The 15,733-nt window shown below is 72.5% G+C and carries 13 protein-coding genes and 3 tRNA genes; 10 read left to right on the forward strand and 6 right to left on the reverse strand.

What is annotated here, in order from left to right; genetic code table 11:
- Window positions 1-9 precede the first annotated feature (9 nt).
- Window positions 10-1,440, reverse strand: a complete 1,431-nt coding sequence (locus ACIA8D_RS17765) for an FGGY-family carbohydrate kinase (protein ID WP_399233085.1) — start codon at window positions 1,438-1,440, stop codon at window positions 10-12.
- Between the two features lie 67 nt (window positions 1,441-1,507).
- A complete protein-coding gene (locus tag ACIA8D_RS17770; protein ID WP_399233087.1) occupies window positions 1,508-1,819 on the reverse strand; it encodes a YtxH domain-containing protein in 312 nt (103 codons plus the stop codon).
- Window positions 1,820-2,000: 181 nt separating this feature from the next.
- On the opposite strand from ACIA8D_RS17770, the gene ACIA8D_RS17775 reads away from it, so the two are divergent.
- From ACIA8D_RS17775 to ACIA8D_RS17785, 3 genes are all read left to right on the forward strand, one after another.
- A tRNA-Asn gene (locus ACIA8D_RS17775) sits at window positions 2,001-2,073 on the forward strand.
- A gap of 5 nt (window positions 2,074-2,078) precedes the next feature.
- A tRNA-Asn gene (locus ACIA8D_RS17780) sits at window positions 2,079-2,151 on the forward strand.
- Window positions 2,152-2,328: 177 nt separating this feature from the next.
- A tRNA-Ile gene (locus ACIA8D_RS17785) sits at window positions 2,329-2,402 on the forward strand.
- A 158-nt stretch (window positions 2,403-2,560) separates the two neighbouring features.
- Here the strand turns inward: ACIA8D_RS17785 and ACIA8D_RS17790 are convergent.
- A complete protein-coding gene (locus tag ACIA8D_RS17790) occupies window positions 2,561-3,592 on the reverse strand; it encodes a hypothetical protein (protein WP_399233090.1) in 1,032 nt (343 codons plus the stop codon).
- A 285-nt stretch (window positions 3,593-3,877) separates the two neighbouring features.
- On the opposite strand from ACIA8D_RS17790, the gene ACIA8D_RS17795 reads away from it, so the two are divergent.
- Together ACIA8D_RS17795 and ACIA8D_RS17800 are read left to right on the forward strand one after the other, a co-directional pair.
- The gene (locus ACIA8D_RS17795; RefSeq protein WP_399233093.1) at window positions 3,878-5,356 is read left to right on the forward strand and encodes an MFS transporter; all 1,479 of its coding nucleotides are present in this window, start codon (window positions 3,878-3,880) and stop codon (window positions 5,354-5,356) included.
- On the forward strand, window positions 5,356-7,938 hold the full coding sequence (locus ACIA8D_RS17800) for an AMP-binding protein (protein WP_399233095.1): 2,583 nt from the start codon (window positions 5,356-5,358) through the stop codon (window positions 7,936-7,938). Before ACIA8D_RS17795 ends, ACIA8D_RS17800 begins: the two co-directional genes overlap by 1 nt.
- A 112-nt stretch (window positions 7,939-8,050) precedes the next feature.
- Here the strand turns inward: ACIA8D_RS17800 and ACIA8D_RS17805 are convergent, their stop codons facing one another.
- Window positions 8,051-8,710, reverse strand: coding sequence for a ScbR family autoregulator-binding transcription factor (locus ACIA8D_RS17805; protein ID WP_399233097.1), 660 nt, complete (start codon window positions 8,708-8,710; stop codon window positions 8,051-8,053).
- A gap of 190 nt (window positions 8,711-8,900) precedes the next feature.
- Between ACIA8D_RS17805 and ACIA8D_RS17810 the strand changes: the two genes are divergently transcribed.
- From ACIA8D_RS17810 to ACIA8D_RS17830, 5 genes are all read left to right on the forward strand, one after another.
- On the forward strand, window positions 8,901-9,812 hold the full coding sequence (locus ACIA8D_RS17810; RefSeq protein WP_399233100.1) for a ScbA/BarX family gamma-butyrolactone biosynthesis protein: 912 nt from the start codon (window positions 8,901-8,903) through the stop codon (window positions 9,810-9,812).
- 20 nt (window positions 9,813-9,832) lie between these two features.
- A complete protein-coding gene (locus tag ACIA8D_RS17815) occupies window positions 9,833-11,008 on the forward strand; it encodes an oxidoreductase (RefSeq protein WP_399233102.1) in 1,176 nt (391 codons plus the stop codon).
- On the forward strand, window positions 11,005-11,745 hold the full coding sequence (locus ACIA8D_RS17820; RefSeq protein ID WP_399233105.1) for an HAD family hydrolase: 741 nt from the start codon (window positions 11,005-11,007) through the stop codon (window positions 11,743-11,745). Before ACIA8D_RS17815 ends, ACIA8D_RS17820 begins: the two co-directional genes overlap by 4 nt.
- A 69-nt stretch (window positions 11,746-11,814) precedes the next feature.
- The gene (locus ACIA8D_RS17825; protein WP_399233106.1) at window positions 11,815-12,402 is read left to right on the forward strand and encodes a TetR family transcriptional regulator; all 588 of its coding nucleotides are present in this window, start codon (window positions 11,815-11,817) and stop codon (window positions 12,400-12,402) included.
- A gap of 77 nt (window positions 12,403-12,479) precedes the next feature.
- Window positions 12,480-13,529, forward strand: a complete 1,050-nt coding sequence (locus ACIA8D_RS17830) for a hypothetical protein (protein WP_399233108.1) — start codon at window positions 12,480-12,482, stop codon at window positions 13,527-13,529.
- 54 nt (window positions 13,530-13,583) lie between these two features.
- Here ACIA8D_RS17830 and ACIA8D_RS17835 read toward each other — a convergent pair whose 3' ends face one another.
- Both ACIA8D_RS17835 and ACIA8D_RS17840 read right to left on the reverse strand, forming a co-directional pair.
- On the reverse strand, window positions 13,584-14,660 hold the full coding sequence (locus ACIA8D_RS17835; protein WP_399233110.1) for an aspartate kinase: 1,077 nt from the start codon (window positions 14,658-14,660) through the stop codon (window positions 13,584-13,586).
- Window positions 14,657-15,727 (reverse strand): aspartate-semialdehyde dehydrogenase, encoded by a 1,071-nt coding sequence (locus ACIA8D_RS17840; RefSeq protein ID WP_399233113.1) that lies wholly within the window; start codon window positions 15,725-15,727, stop codon window positions 14,657-14,659. Before ACIA8D_RS17840 ends, ACIA8D_RS17835 begins: the two co-directional genes overlap by 4 nt.
- Window positions 15,728-15,733 lie beyond the last annotated feature (6 nt).

Here is a 15,733-nt window from a genome sequence, read left to right on the forward strand (position 1 = left end):
AACCAAGGCTCAGGCAAAAGCGCCGGGGTGGATCTGGTCCCGCACCGCCCGGTACTGCTGCCGCACCGCCCGGCCCACCGGCAGCTCGTCGCCCGGCTCGAAGACCTGCGCGGCCGCGCCCTGCCATTGCGGCAGCTGCCCGTTCAGCGCCCACGCGGCCTGCCGGGCCGCGCCGATCGCCGCGTAGTCCGCGGCCTGCGGCACCACGACCTGCGCCTCGAACAGGGCCGGCGCCACGCTCTGCACGGCATGCAGCTCGGCGGCGGCGCCCAGCAGGAACACCCGCCGGATCTCCACGCCACGGCCGCGCAGTACGTCCATGGCGTCGGCGAGTCCGCACAGCATGCCCTCGAACGCGGCCCGCGCCAGATGCTCGGGCTTCATCGACTCCCGGCGCAGCCCGCTCAGCGTCCCCGCGGTGTGCGGCAGGTTCGGCGTCTTCTCGCCCTCCAGATAGGGCAGGAGTACGAGTCCGTGGGCGCCCGGCGTCGACTTCATGGCCAGCTCGGACAGCTCCTCGAGGCCGCCGTCGAGCCCCATCATGTCGACCGTGCCGCGCAGCGCCCGTACCGCGTTCGACGTGTGCACCACGGGCAGGTGCATCCCGGTGGCGTCGGCGAGCGAGGTGATGGATCCGCTGGAGTCCACGAGCGCCTCGTGGTGCACGGCCATCACGGAACCGGAGGCCCCGAGCGAGACCACGGCGTCCCCGGACTGCACGCCGAGCCCGAACGCGGCGGCCATCGTCTCCCCGGTCCCGGCCGAGATGACCAGGCCCTCCGGGGTCCGCCCGGCCGCCTCGCCGGGGCCGATCACCTCGGGCAGCGCCACCTGGTGGCCGAGCGCCAGCTCCACGAGGTCGGGCCGCCACGCGGCGCTCGCCGCCGACCAGTACCCGGTGCTGGAGGCCCCCCCGCGGTCGGTGGTCCGCCGCGCGGGCCGGCCGAGCAGTTGCCACACGAGCCAGTCGTGCGCCTGCATCAGGGCGGCGACCTGCTCGGCGTTCTCGGGCTCGCTCCGGGCAAGCCAGCGCAGCTTGGTCACCGGCAGCGCCGCCTGCGGCACGCTGCCCACGGCCTCGGCCCACGCCTCGCGCGAGCCGAGCCGGTCCACCAGGTCCGCGGCCGCGACCTGCGCCCGCTTGTCCCCGCCGACCAGGGCCGGACGCACGGTGTTGCCCTGCGCGTCCAGCGGCACCACGGTGTTCTGCTGCGCGGACACCCCGATGGCCTGCACGCCTTCGAGCAGCCCCCCGCCCGCGGCCTCGCCGAGTGAGAGAAGCCACGCCTGGGGATCGACGTCGGACGGCCGCCCGCCGCCCTCCGGTGCCTCCAGCGGGTGCGGGGCGTACCCCTGCCGCAGCACGGCCCCGGTGTCGGCGTCACAAACGACTATGCGCGTAAATTCGGGCGAACTGTCCAGCCCGGCGACTATCCCCATGACTGAAATTCTGCCGTACCGGCGGACGCTTCTGTGCCGTCGGGCGCGGGCCGTGGGGTCCGGGGCGTCAGGTGTTGCTGGTGCCCCAGTCGTCGGTCGCCCCTTCGTCGCCGGGGCCGCCGCGCTCGCGCAGCGTCCGCACCCGGTCGGCGACCGAGTCCGGCACCTTGCTCTCGACCTTCTCGCTCACCGAGTGGAAGGCCTTGCCCGCGACGTTGCGCGTCTGCTGCGCCGCAGACTCCGCCGTGTTGCGCACGGCCGGGTTCTGGGCGATCTCGCGCGCGGACTTCTTCAGCTTCTCGTAGCGCTCCCGTCCGGCCCTCGTGCCCAGTACGTAACCCAGGGCCAGACCGGCGATGAATGTGAGCCGATAGCGCATGGTCGGCCACCCTTTCCGTAGCGAGGCGTTCGTGGTCGGTGCGGTCGTTCAGGAGCTTGTCGATCACTTGAGGGGTACCGATTGGCGGACCACCCCCCACCTTGCGCTAATGTATGTGTCGCAGCGAGCGCACGCCGCCTGGCGAGTACCCAGGTGGGTTCGTTCGAAGCAACGAGGTCATTCCCCTGTAGCTCAATTGGCAGAGCAGTCGGCTGTTAACCGGCAGGTTACTGGTTCGAGTCCAGTCGGGGGAGCTCGATCTCCTGTAGCTCAATTGGCAGAGCAGCCGGCTGTTAACCGGCAGGTTACTGGTTCGAGTCCAGTCGGGAGAGCAGTGAACAAGTCCCTCCGGAGTCCGCTCCGGGGGGCTTTTTCTTGCCTGGTGGAACCGTCCGCGCGCGGACGGAGTCCTCATGGTCGTGCAGAGCCGGACCATCCGAGGCAGGAGATCGTATGAGCGGCTATGCTGCGGCAGACGGCGCGCACACTTGTACGCGCCACGCCGAGACGGGGCGGTAGCTCAGCCGGTTAGAGCAGCGGACTCATAATCCGTCGGCCGTGGGTTCGAGTCCCACCCGCCCCACCGCACGTACGCGGCGCAGAAACGATGCGAGCAGCTCGTACGTAACCTGATGGCCCGTCACGGAAACCGTGACGGGCCATCTGTCACTCGTTCGCGGAGCCAGTGGGGCCGGTGGAGCCGGTGGGGTCAGTGGTGTCCTGGTGGCGCCCGGCGGGCCGTCAGCCGTTGATCAGATGGTCGGTGCCGGGGACGAGGTGCGGGCGGTGCGGGGTCATGTCGTCGACGTTGACGGTCTTGATGATCCAGCGGGTCTGCAGGGCCTCGGGGTCGCCGACCTCGACGACCTCCTTGGCGTGAATCGTGTGGTTGTTGTAGGTGATGACGAAGTCGCCGGGTTCGATGAAGACGCGCTGCTTGAGGCGGTGCAGGGTCTCGGCGACCTTGGGGACGATCGCCTTCGCGGCGTCGGTGACCCCGACCGTCCGGTTCTCGAAGAAGCGGAGGTCCTCCGGGCCGCGGCCGCCGATGATCGGGTGCATATCGGCCTCGCCGAGCGTCACCCGGCCGCCACCCATGGTGCTCAGATCGTCGAAGGGCGTGTAGAACTCGGCGGCACGCAGCAGCTCCAGCTCGTCCGCGGAGAAGGACTCGATCACATCGATGTTCCGCACGAACGACGTGTAGACCTCGTTCACGGGGTTGCTGCGCATACCCACCATGTAGACCTGGTCGGGCCGGACGAAATGGTTGGCGAGATCCTTGTGGAAATGGATCTGCTTCAGCGCCTTCTGTGACTGGCTTTCCTGCAGACGGCGTTGCGGATAGATGTCCTGGAACACGTCCCCGTCATTGACGTTCACGTATCCGATGGCAGGGGTGTTCGCGAGCAGGGCGAACAGGGCCAGGAATCCCTCGGCGACGAAGGTCTTCTTCACCTCGTACTTCGAGCGGACCGGCTGGTCGAAGTCGAATACCGGTACGTCGCGGTCGTGCGGCACATTCTTCAGGACGACGACGGGCTCGGCCGCCCGGTCGCGCGCGGCCAGGGTCTCGACGTAGCGGACGAACCGCTCGGGCACCGCGCCCTCGGCCCTGAGCTGCCCCACCTGGAAGCGGTGGGCCTCGTACAGGCGGTACGGGTTCGCGGTGACCGTACTCAGCGCGGCCTCCAGGGCCTCGCGTTCGGCGTCGGTGAACGTGAACTCCGGCTCGATGGTCCACGTGGGGGCGGCAACAGCCTCAACCGTCATGGGGGACTCCAGGGTGAAGGGATCGCGAGGGTCGCGTCGTGCCGGTAGCGAAAGCGTAATTCGGCGGCCCGTCCAGCTTTTTGAGGCAGCGTCGAAAGGGTCGGGCATTGCGTGTGATCGCGGTCACCGACGATGGACCGGCGAAGAAATCGGCTGTTAGCTTCCCGGCGTGGAGCTGCCGCGACGCCGCGATTCTCCGCACGACACCGCTCCCGTAAACGAGAGAAGAAGCGCATGCCGTCGGCCTCGCGCCAGCCACATCAACGTTCGCGCACCATTGGTGTGGTGGCGACCGCGTATCTGAGTCTGTTCATGGTGTCCGCGGACAATTCCATCATCAATACCGCGGTCCCCAAGATTTCCGCGTCCCTGAATGCCGGCACGCCCGATGTCCAACTGGCGATCGACGCGTACATGTTGGTCTTCGCCGCCTCGCTCATCGTCGCCGGCAGCATCGTCGACCGCATCGGCCCGCGCCGCTCGTACGCCATCGGCGTCGGCGTCTTCACCGCGGCGTCGGTGCTGGGGGCGCTCGCGCCCTCGGTCGCGGCCCTTGTGATCTCCCGGACCGGCATGGGAATCGGCGCTGCGTTCGTCGTGCCCAGCATCTTCGGGCTGTTCGCGCAGCAGTTGACCGCGCGCGGGCGGGGCCGGGTGCTCGCGCTGTGGCCCGCCGTGGTGGGTCTCGGCGTCGCGATCGGCCCCGTGCTGGGAGGGCTCCTGCTCACGCGCCTCGCCTACGGCTCCATCTTCCTCATCAACGTCCCCGTCGGCATCGTCGCGCTGGCCGGAAACGCGCTGCTCGTCGACCGGTCCCGGCCCGCCGGGGCGACCCGGCGTCCGGCCCCCGCGGGGGCGTTCCTGCTGTTCCTCGGGGTTTCGGCGCTCGCCGCCACCGTGATCTTCGCCACCGACGACCGGGTCCCCGCCCCCGTACGCTCCGGACTCGGCCTCGTCGCCGTGCTCGCACTCATCGGCTACGTCGCGCACCAGCGGCGCACCAGGCGGCCGCTGTTCGACCTGGCCTATCTGCGGAAGCGGCAGTTCACCGGAGCAGTCGTCGCCATGTCGGGGCTGTTCTTCGCGCTGTTCGGATCCGTGTTCCTGGCCGGCCAGTTCACCCAGTACGGACTGGGGTGGAGCCCGTTGCAGGCGGGCGCAGGCCTGCTGCCGCTCGCGGGGGGCCTCGCGGTCGCCTCCTTCACCTGTGTCCGCATGGTGGCCGCGACCGGGCCCCGAGTGCTGGTGGCGGCGGGCCTGGCCGGTGCCTCCGTGGGCTGCGCGGTGAGCGCCGTCGCCGCCACCGAGGGGAGCTATCCGCTGCTCGCCGTGGGCCTGTTGGGCTGCGGCCTGGGCATGGGCTGGTCCGTCGGGCCCGCCCTCACGCTGATCGTCGGCACGCTCGAACCGGCCGACGCCGGAGTCGGCTCCTCGGTGAACGCCATGTTCCAGCAGATCTTCGGAGCCGGCGGCGTGGCCGTGATGGGCCTCGTCTTCTCGGCCGGTTACGCCTCCGACACCGCCCACGCGACACCCGCGGTGCCCGTCGGGGCGCGGACGGTGCACGAGGGCCACGCGGAGGCGCTGGACCGGTTCGGCCACGCCGCGCACTGGTTCACCGACGCGGTCGGCCACAGTCTGTCGCAGGCCTGGCTCACCGGCGCCGCCGTGGCGGGAACCGCCGCCCTCCTCGTCCTCGCCCTGCTGCCCCGCCCCGCCAAGCGCTCCCCGGCCCTTGCCACGTCCCAAGAGGTGAATGCCTGATGTCCCCGAACCCCGTGACCCTCTGTGCCGCGATCGCCGCGCACGCCGCCGAGCGGCCCGACCGGATCGCGCTCAGCCACGGCCCGCGCCGACTGACCTACCGTGAACTCGACACGGCCGTCGACGAGTTGGCCGCGGAACTGCGCCGCCTCGACGTGGTCGAGGAGAGCGTGGTCGTCATCGATCTGCCGGTCGGCGTCGACACGGTCGTGGCCATGGCCGCCGTCCATCGGGCCCGCGCCGCGTTCACTCTGCTGGAGCCGGACTTCCCGGCCGCCCGCAAGCAGCTGATCATCGACGACTGCGCCCCGGCCGCGGTGATCACCGAGAACGGGCCCAAGCGCGGGCCGCGGCCGGGCCCGCCGCTGGACGAGCGGCTCGCCCGCCGGACGTCGCGCGCGGCCTACGTCGGCTACACCTCGGGCTCCACCGGTGCCCCCAAGGGGGCCGTGGTCGAGCAGGCCGCGCTGGACAACCATGTGCGGGGCACCGCCGAGTGGTACGGGCTCACGTCCCGCGACACCCGGCTCTTCTTCTCCTCCATCGCCTTCGACCTGGCGCTCGAACAGATCTGTACGTCGATGGCGGCGGGCTGCGAACTGGTCTTCCGCGACGACGCGTTCGTCTACAGCGGGGCGGAGGAGTTCCTGGGGCACTGCGACCGCCTGGGCGTCACCGTGGTCAGCCTGCCCACCGGGGTCTTCAACCAGTTCGGCGCGGAGCTCGCCGCCGTGCGCACCCGCCTCGCGCCCGGTCTGCGGCTTGTGATGGCCGGCGGCGAGGCCCCCACCCAGGGCGCGGTGGCGGCCTGGGCCGGAGCCTCGGCGGACGGGGCCCGCGTCGTCAACGGATACGGGCCGACCGAGACGGCGGTCGTCGTCTGCTACCAGGACCTGCTGCCCGGCGCCCCGATCACCATCGGCGAGCCCATCGACGGCGTCACCTTCCGCCTCGACCCGACCGGCGCCGACGAGAACGCGACCGAACTCGTCATCCAGGGAGTCGCCGTCGGCCGCGGCTATCTGGGACACGCGGCGTCCTCGACGGCGTTCCGCGCGATCGACGGGGTGTGGTCGTACCGCACCGGCGACCTCGCCACCGAACACCCCCAGGGCGGATATGCCCTGCACGGCCGCCTCGACGCCCAGGTCAAGGTGCAGGGCGGCTTTCGCGTGGAGCTCGACGAGGTCGCCGCGCACCTGCGGGGCCTGACCCACGTGCAGGACGCCGCCGCCGTCGCGTTCGACGGCGTCGGCAGCCGGCTGCTCGCGGCGTTCGTGACGCTCGCCGCGGGCGGCGACGCGCAGGCCGCGGATGCCTCGGAGATCATGCGGGAGCTCGCCGCCGTGCTGCCCCACTACATGCTGCCCGCCCAGCTCACCGTGGTCGACGCGCTGCCGCTGACCACGCGGGGCAAGGTCGACAGGACCGAGCTGCGCGGGCGGGCCGAGGCACGGCACGCCGACGCGGCGCGGCACCTCGATCCGCGGGACGTGACCGGGCTGCTCCGGCACGCCTGGAGCCGGGTGCTCGGTTCGCCGCCGCAGGACGACTCGGCGAGCTTCTTCGAGGCCGGCGGCGACTCGATCCGGGCCATCGAGCTGATCTCGAAGGTCCAGCAGATGACGGGCGTGCAACTGCGCGCCGCCGAGCTCTACCGGTCGCCGCGGTTCGACTCCCTGGCGCAGTTGCTCACGGACCGCCGGTCCGGCATCCCCACCGCGCACCACATCACCGGTACGACGCTCGTCCCGATGCGGACGGCGGGCCAGGAGCGGCTGTGGGTCTTCCTGCCGCCGCTGTCGGGCGCGGTCACCCGCTACGCGGCGCTGTCCCGGCTGCTCCCGGCCGACGACACCGTGTGGGCCATGGAGACCCCGGCCGAGCTGTCGAGCCAGGGCATGGACGCCCTCGCCGACGGACTCGCCCGGGTGCTCCTCGACAACGGCGCCGAACGGTACGCCTCGATCTGCGTCTCCGGCTTCTCGCTGGGCGGGGTCTTCGCCTATGAAGTGGCCCGCCGGCTGCACCGTGACGGCGACCGCCCCGTCCGCGCCCTGCTGATCGACCCGCCGGACCCCGGTTCCCACCGGGTGAACCCGAGGGACGCCTTCGACATCTTCGTCCGGGTCGGCTGGTCGATCCCCGTGCCGCCGGAGGAGTTCGTCACCGAGGAGGGGACGTTCGACCTCGCGGCCGTCACCGCCGCGGCCAAGGCCGCCGGCACCCTGGCCGCCGAGGCGGGAGGGGAGGAGATCGAGGACGCCTGGACCGTGTACGAGTCGAACGCGCGGATTCTCGACGGGGTCCGGTTGGGCGCTCCCGAGGGGATGCGGGTGCGGCTGCTGCAGGGCGACACCGGGGGAGCCGTCGACTACGCCCACCGGGGCGAGACGGCGCTGGCCGCCACGTCCGGCACGCCGTGGACCGCGGGCCGCGCGCTCGGGCAGTGGTGCGACATCCTCCGGGACGAGGACGTGGACCAGCTGCCCATCGACCACTTCGCCCTGCTCGAACCGCCCAACGACGCCGTGGTGTGCGACTGGCTCGCCGCGCGGGCCGCCGAAGGAGCCGCCGAGTGACCGTGAACTCCCGCTCCCGCCAACGGTGTTGACGGTGTGTTGAGCAACGTACGAGAACCGCCAGATCTGCCCGTGCAGGTCTGGCGGTTCGTTGTCGGTCGGTGATCGGCGGCTATCGGCGCAGCGCCGCGACGAACAGCGCCCGCGTCTCCGTCCAGCGCTCCTCCAGGTCCGCGCGGCCGGCCAGGACGTCCGACACGTGCTGCACACCGAAGAAGCTCGCCACCAGAGCACGCGCCGCCGCCGCAGGGTCCGTGGAATCGGCCAACTGCCCCTGCTCCCGCGCCTGGACGAGCAGGGTGTGCAGCAGCTTCGTCCATTCCACGTAGGGCGTGGGGAGTTCGGTGTCGATGTGCGGCCGCTCGATCTGCAACCGCGCGCCGCCCTGCACGATCGCGCTGTCCCGGAAGGCGAGCGCCGCGCCGTCGAGCATCGCGAGGGCCGTCTCCAGCGGGGGCAGTTCGAGCTCCTGCACCTTGGCGAGCAGCTTGGGCCACTCCGCGTAGTGCGCCTCGACCACGGCGACCGCGAGGGCCTCCTTGCTCGGGTAGTGGAAGTAGACCGCGCCCTTCGTCATCTCGACGGCCTCCGCCACGTCCTTGACCGAGGTGTGGCGGAATCCATGGGTGGCGAAGAGGCGGGCGGCGGCCTTCAGTACGACGGCTTTCGTGTGTACGGCGCGGTCCTGGCGCGGCTCGGGGCCGCGGGCGGTGGTGACCTTCTTGGTGGCGAAGGTGGGCGAGGTCCCTGGGGTGGCGGGAGGGGGAGTCATGCGGAGCAACTCGTTCCTGGATCGCTTGTCCTGGCCGTGGGCGTATCGCCTGTCGGGCGACGCTTGAAAGATACATTCCCGTAGGTATATTTTCGAGCCGCTCGCCAAGGTGATCTTGGAGGCCGCTGCTCATAGCGCACTCTTCGTGGTGCGTATTCGGTACGGGGAAGGGCTGGTCATGCACGTTTCTATGGCTTTCGACGCTACGGACGGCAGGGTTCGGGAGGGTTCCGCGAGGACTCCCGGCCAGGCTCGGGTCCAGGCCCATGTGCACCGCGCGTCGGTGCACAAGGCGGCGGACGGCGAGGTTCTGCTCGGCGACGCGGTGCAGTTGGAGGGCGGGCGTTTCGTGCTGGCCCTGCGCTGGCACCGCGATCACTTCCTCGGGCACCGCGGGGGCGGGGCGGCCGGTGATCCGCTGCTGCTCGCCGAGGCCGTCCGGCAGGCCGCGATCCATCTCTCGCACCGCTTCTACGCCGTGCCCGGCGACCACGCCTTCATCCTGTGCGACCTCCACCTCGAGCGGGACGGCGAGCTGCCGGCCGGTGGCCCCGACGCGGCGCCGCTGGTCATGGAGGCGACGTTCACGCCGATGGGGCGCGGGCGGCGCTTCGACATGCGGATGGCGGCGGAGGTGTTCCAGGACGGGCGGCGGGTGGCCCGCGGCGGCATGCGCTGGATGGCCGTGGACCGGGCCCGGTACGCGACGCTCCGGCTGCGCGGCACCACGCACGCGTGCGTCGAGGACATCCGGCCGGTGCTGCCCCCCGGCCCGCCCGCGGACCGGGACCGGCTCGTCGAGCGGGTGGCCCCGAACGCCTGGCGGCTGCGGATCGACCCGGCGCACCCGGTGCTGTTCGACCACGGCTGCGACCACATACCCGGCATGGTCCTGATGGAGGCCGTCCGACAGGTGGGTGCCGCACTGCGTCCGGAGCACGCGCGGCCCGCCGCGATCGAGAGCGCGTTCCACTCCTTCGGTGAACTGGACACCGACACCACACTGACGTCCCGGCAACTCGCCGACGGGGTCGTCGAGGTGACCGTCGCACAGGGCGCGCGCACTCTTGCCTCGATCTCGCTGGCCGGTGCGGCGTGCTGACCGCGGTCGGTGCGCGTCCCGTGGGCGCGCTTCCCGAAGTCGCCTCCGTGCGCGGTGAGTTGCGGTCAGGGACGGCCCCCGGCCTCGACGTCGCCGCCCTCGCGGTGCTGGCGTCGGCCGACCGGCAAGAGCTGCTGCGTCGGCGGAGGCTTGCGGACTCCGTGGCGGCGGCGGTCGCCGAGGCCGGGTTCGCCCGGCACTTCGTGCCGCGTCGGTTCGGCGGCTCCGCAGCGGGGTTCGGGGAGCTGCTGGAGGCCGCGGCGGGGATCGCCGAGACCTGTGCGTCCACCGCGTGGTGCGCCACGCTGTTCGCCGCGCACGGCCGGCTCGCCGCCTATCTGCCCGAGGCGGGGCAGCGGGACCTGTGGGGCGCGGGACCGAACGTCCGCATCGCCGCCTCCATCGTGCCGCCGCAGGGCGAGGCGATCGCCGAGGCCGACGGCTGGCGGCTGACCGGGAGTTGGGCCTTCGCCAGCGGGGTCGACCACGCCGAGTGGGTGCTGCTCGCCAGCCGCACGCCGGGGGAGGGCGAGGCCGGGCACCGGGTGTTCGCCGTGCCCCGCGGGCAGGTGACGGTCGCCGACACCTGGCGGACGACCGGACTGCGCGGCACCGGAAGCAACGCCGTCCGTGCGCGGGACGTGTTCGTGCCCGCCCGTCGCAGCTTCAGCTTCGCCGACCTCGGCCGCGTGGACCAGGGCGCGGCGCGCTGCCACCGCGTCCCGTACGCGCTGGTCGGCTCCCTGATGTTCGCCCTGCCCGCGCTGGGCGCGGCGCGCGGCGCGCTGCTCGACTGGCGCGCCGCGATGTCCCTCAAGCGGCGTCCCGACGGGACGTCGGCCGCCGCGGGCTCCGGGGCGCGCCGCGTGATGGCCCGCTCGGCCGCCCTGGTCCACTCGGCGGAGCTGCTCCTGAGGGGGGCCACCCACCGGGCGGACCACGCGGAGGCCACGGCGCTCGTGGTCGCCGAGAACCGCCGGGACGCGGCGCTCGCCGTGGAGCTGTGCGCGGAGGCGGTCGACGGGCTGTGGCGCGGCCTCGGCGCCGGCGGCCTCGCCGAGGACGACCCGGTGCTGTTGCGGCGCAACGACATCGCCGCGATCGCCTCGCACGCGGCCCTCGGCTTCGACTCGGCCGCCGATGCGTACGCGCAGGCGCTCTTTACCGTTCCGGGCCCCCGAGGGGCGGCACAGTGAGCGCGGCTGTCGTGGTGGGACCGGCCCGACCGGCCGTTTCCGGTGGCCCGTTGGGTCCGCGGGGGCGCACCGCCTCCGGTCGGGGGATCGCCTTCTTCGACGTCGACGAAACGCTGATCACGGCGAAGAGCATGTTCGACTTCTGGGCGTACTGGACCTCGCTCGGGCACGGGCGGGACGCCGACACCCGCCCGGTGCGCGGCGACCGTGTCGTCCGGAACCGGGCGCACTTCCGCCGCTACGCCGGGGTGCCGGCCGCGGAGCTCGAAGCGGCGGGGCGGCGCTGGTACGCCGCGTACCGGGACGGCCCCGCGGCCTTCGTGCCGAGTGCGGTCGAGGCGCTGCGCCGGCATCGGGACGCCGGCCGCCCGGTGGTGCTGGTCTCCGGTTCGATGCGGGCACTGACGGAGCCGGTCGCCCGGGACCTGGGAGCCGACGCGGTGCTCTGCACCGAACTGCGCGTCGGCGCCGACGGGTTGCTCACCGGTGAGGTCGAGCACCCCATGATCGGCGGGGCCAAGGGCGCGGCGGCCCGTGAGTTGATCCGCGGGGCCGGTGCGGCCGCCGCCGACTGCTACGGGTACGGCGACCACGCCAGTGACCTGCCGCTGCTGCGCGCGGTGGGGCATCCCGCCGTGGTCGGCGGCGATCCGGACCTCGTGGACCACGCCCTGCGCGCGGGTTGGCCCCGGCTGCCTGCCGGGAGCGGGCCGCGGCACTTCGGTCAGGGCGATTGATCGGCAGATACGGGCCCTTCGGGGCCCGTACGCACGACCTCAAAACATACTCGTGGGAAGGAATTTGTTGTGGCCGAGAAGCTGACGCAGCAGGAGCGGTCCCATCGCACCAGGGAAGGCGTGCTCGACCTCGCCGCCGAGGAGTTCGCCACGGTCGGCTACCAGGCGACCAACCTCAAGGTCGTGGCCCGGCGGCTCGGTGTCACGACGGGCGCGCTGTACGGGCACTTCCCGTCCAAGGAGGCGTTGGCCGAGGAGCTGACCCGGCAGGCCGCCGCCGACTGGGCCGAGATGTGCGCCCGCGCGAAGGAGGGCGGGGACGATCCGCGGCAGCTGCTCGGGACGGTGACCTGCGAGCTGATGCGACGGCTCGCCACGCCCCGGTTCCGGGCCGCGCTCCGGCTCGCCGCCGATGTGCGGCCGGACGCGGGGGAGGGGAAAGGTGATCTGCTCGCGCGGATGCGCGGTTACTGGGTCCACGAACTGCGCAGGGCCGAGCGTGCCGGTCAACTCGCCCCGGCTTGGCATCCGGAGAGCGCCGCCCAGGTGCTGTTCGCCCTGGTGTGCGGCGCCACGTTCGGGGGGTGGCGGGTGAGGGGGCGGGGGCATTGGCCGGAAGTGGCGCGGACGGTGCTCGACGTGATCTGTGGGCTCTAGGGCCTGTCGATCGCGCGGCCCTCCGTGCACGTAAAAACATACCTTTGGGAACGAATGTTTTAGGAGAAGGCACACTCATGGACTTCGCCGGTACCGCACCCGCCATCGGAACACCGACCCTCAACCGGGCCCCGCGCAGCACGAGAGGCGTCAGGCGGCCCGTGGTCGTCATGGACGGCGCGGCACTGTCCCGCACCCGCTTCGTCATCTCCCCGCTCAACGAACTCCTCGCCGAGCTCGCCCGGTTCGCGGGCGGCAGTGAGCGCGACGGCCTCCGGGACGCCGAACTCAGACGGCTCTCCGAAGCCCTGCGCGCCACCCGATGGCCCATCGCCGCCCTGCTCTCGCCCGCCCTGTTCGACGTCGTCATCTCCCCGGACTTCGAGCAGGAACTCGACGCGCTCGGCGCCCGGATGCGCGCCGACGCCGTCGACCACCCCTTCGGCGGCGAGGAGCCCGCGGGACCGCCAGGCCCGGTGCCCGAGCCGCACATCGCGGGGCTGCTCGCCGCCCTGCGGCGGTCCTTCGACGTGTGGCTGGCGGAGCGCTGGCCCGTGGTCCGCCGCGCACTGGAGGACGACGTGGCCTACCGGGCCCATGTCCTCGCCCGCCACGGCGTCGCCCATCTGCTCGACACGCTGCACGAGCACCTCTCGTACGAGGACGAGGTCCTGTACCTGGCCACGCCCCGGCACGGCGTCGGCCCCGCCGCACGCAACGGTGCCGCCGTCCGGCCCCGGCCGCCCCGCAGTGCCACCGCGGGCGCGCTCATCGTGCCCAGCGCCGTCGCCTCGCACCCCGCCGTGCTCGCCCTCGGTGAACTGACCGTGCTGCGCTACCCGGTGGCCGAAGGGCGGGCCGAGCGGCCCTGCGGGGCCGAGGTTCAGCCGCTGATGACGCTGCTCGGCCGGGCCCGCTCGCAGGCCCTGGCCGCCATCGGCACCGGTTGCAGCACCACGGAGCTCGCCCTGCGGCTCGGCGTCGGCGCCGCCACCGCCTCCAGTCACGCCACCGCGCTGCGCCGGGCCGGACTCGTCGCCACGTACCGGCGCGGCAAGCAGGTGCAGCATCTGCTGACCGAGCTGGGTTCGCGACTGCTCAACGCCAGCGGTTCGCGGGCGGCCTGAACCCGCGACGGCCCCGGGAGCAGCCGCTCCGGGGGCCGTCGTCGTGCGGCGGCGTCAGGCCATGACGGCTACCCCGGTCAGCTCGTCGTGCAGGCGGGAGCCGAGCCGCCTGGCCGCGGCCTCGTCGGCGGCGATGTGCACGGCGGCGCCGGCTTCGCTCACCGCCGTCACCATGCGCTCGCTGCCGATGGACACCGGGAGCCCGGCCTCGGACAGGGCGCGCGGCACGTCGAAGAACCCGCCGGTCACCGCGACGAGATGGCGGCCGTCCACCGCGGGACGGTGCGCCTGGGCGCCCGCCTCCAGCAGGTGCCGGTACGCCCGGTCCGCCGTCTCGGCGTCGCCGAACGACGCCACGACCGAGCGCAGGTCCACCACCACGCTGCGCGCCAGGCCCTCTTCGCCGATCACCGAACCCGAGGTGAAGTCCCCGTAGTTGAGGCGGCACACGATGCTGACACCGTGCTCCTGTGCGAGCCGGACCGACTGCGGGTGCAGCACCTTCGCGCCGTGCGCGGCGAGCGCCAGCATGTCCTCGTACCGAAGCCGGGGCATCGGCTGCGCGCCGTCGATGACGTACGGGTCGGCCGAGTAGACGCCCTCCACGTCGGAGAAGATCTCCACCTCCGGCAGCCCGAGCGCGCCGGCCAGTGCCACGGCGCTCAGGTCGGAGCTGTTCTTGCCGAGCCAGGTCGGCCGGTGCTGATCGTCCGCGCCCTGGCCGCCGGGCAGTACCGGGGTGATGCCCTGGGTCAACAGCGCGTGGATCTCGGTGAGTTCGGTGCGCAACAGGGGTGCCGCCCGGTCCTCGACGGCCTCGGTGACCAGTCCGGTGCGGTGCCCGTGCAGCAGCGCGGCGGGCACGCCCTCGCGCTCCAGGCCGATCCTGAGCAGCCCCGCCCCCGTGGTGTCGGCCAGCGGCAGCACCCCGTGCAGGGCGGCGGTGCCGACCGCCGGGTCGATGGACGTGGCGAGGGAGCGCACGTTCTCGGTGGCCCCCTGCATTCCGGAGGCCACGACGACCAGTTGCTCGCCGCGGGCCATGCGGCGGCGCAGATAGCGGGCGATGGAACGGTACTGGTGGGTCGAGGGGAACGTCGAGCCACCGAACTTCAGGACGTGCAGGGTCATCGCGAACCTCCGACGATTCCGTGGGCGACCGCCTTCTCGGCGATCTGCAGGGCGTTGAGGGCGGCGCCGATCCGGAGGTTGTCGGCGACGAGCCAGAGCAGGACGCGGCGCGGGTTCTCCGGGTCGGTCCTGACCCGGCCGACGTGCACCAGGTCGGGTTCGGCGGCCGCGGTGCGCGGCGTCGGCCAACCCTCGCGCCACACCCGCACCTCCTCCTGTGCGTCGAGCAGCGTGGTCAGCTCCCGGACGTCGGCCTCCTGCTGTACGTCGATGACGACGGCCTCGGAGTGACCGTTGACCACCGGGACCCGGACACACGTGGCGGTCAGGTCGAGCGAGCCGAGGTCCAGGATGCGCCGCGACTCCTGGCGCATCTTCTGCTCCTCAAGCGTCCCGCCGTGCTCGAGGAGCTTGTCGATGGCGGGCACCACGTTGAAGGCGAGCCCGGGGCCGAATTTGCTGTCCTCGGGGGCCGGGGCCGAGAAGTCGGCGAGCCGGGCGGCGGTGTCGGCGCGCAGTTCGTCGATGCCGCTCTGTCCGCCGCCGGACGCGGCCTGATACGTGGAGACGGTGACCCGGTCGAGGCCGTACCGCTCCTGGATCGGCTTCAGCAGGCGAGCCAGCGGAATGGTGGAGCAGTTCGGGTTGGCGACGATGCCGCTCTCCGGGCGCCGGGCCAGCAGGTCGCCGTTGACCTGCGGGACCACCAGCGGGCTCGCCGGGTCCATGCGGAAGGCGTTGGTGTTGTCGACGACCAGGGCGCCGGCCGCGGCGGCCCGGGGCGCGTGCGCCGCGCTCAGGGGCGTACCCGCGGAGAAGAAGGCGAGGTCGACGCCGTCGAAGTCGCAGGTCTCCAGGGACTCGACGACGGCGGTGCCGCCGGGGACGGGCAGGGTGCGCCCGGCAGACCGGGGCGAGGCGACGAGCCGGATCGACTCGAAGGCGAAACCACGCTGGGCGATCAGCTCGAGAAACGTGCGGCCGACGGCTCCCGTGCCGCCCACGAGGGCGATCCGGGGCGGGCGGGCCGTGGCGCGGGCGGTGGTCTCGGGAAGGGTGGCGGTCATGCGGGG

The organism is Streptomyces sp. NPDC051684 (genome assembly GCF_044453445.1).
Lineage (GTDB): Bacteria > Actinomycetota > Actinomycetes > Streptomycetales > Streptomycetaceae > Streptomyces.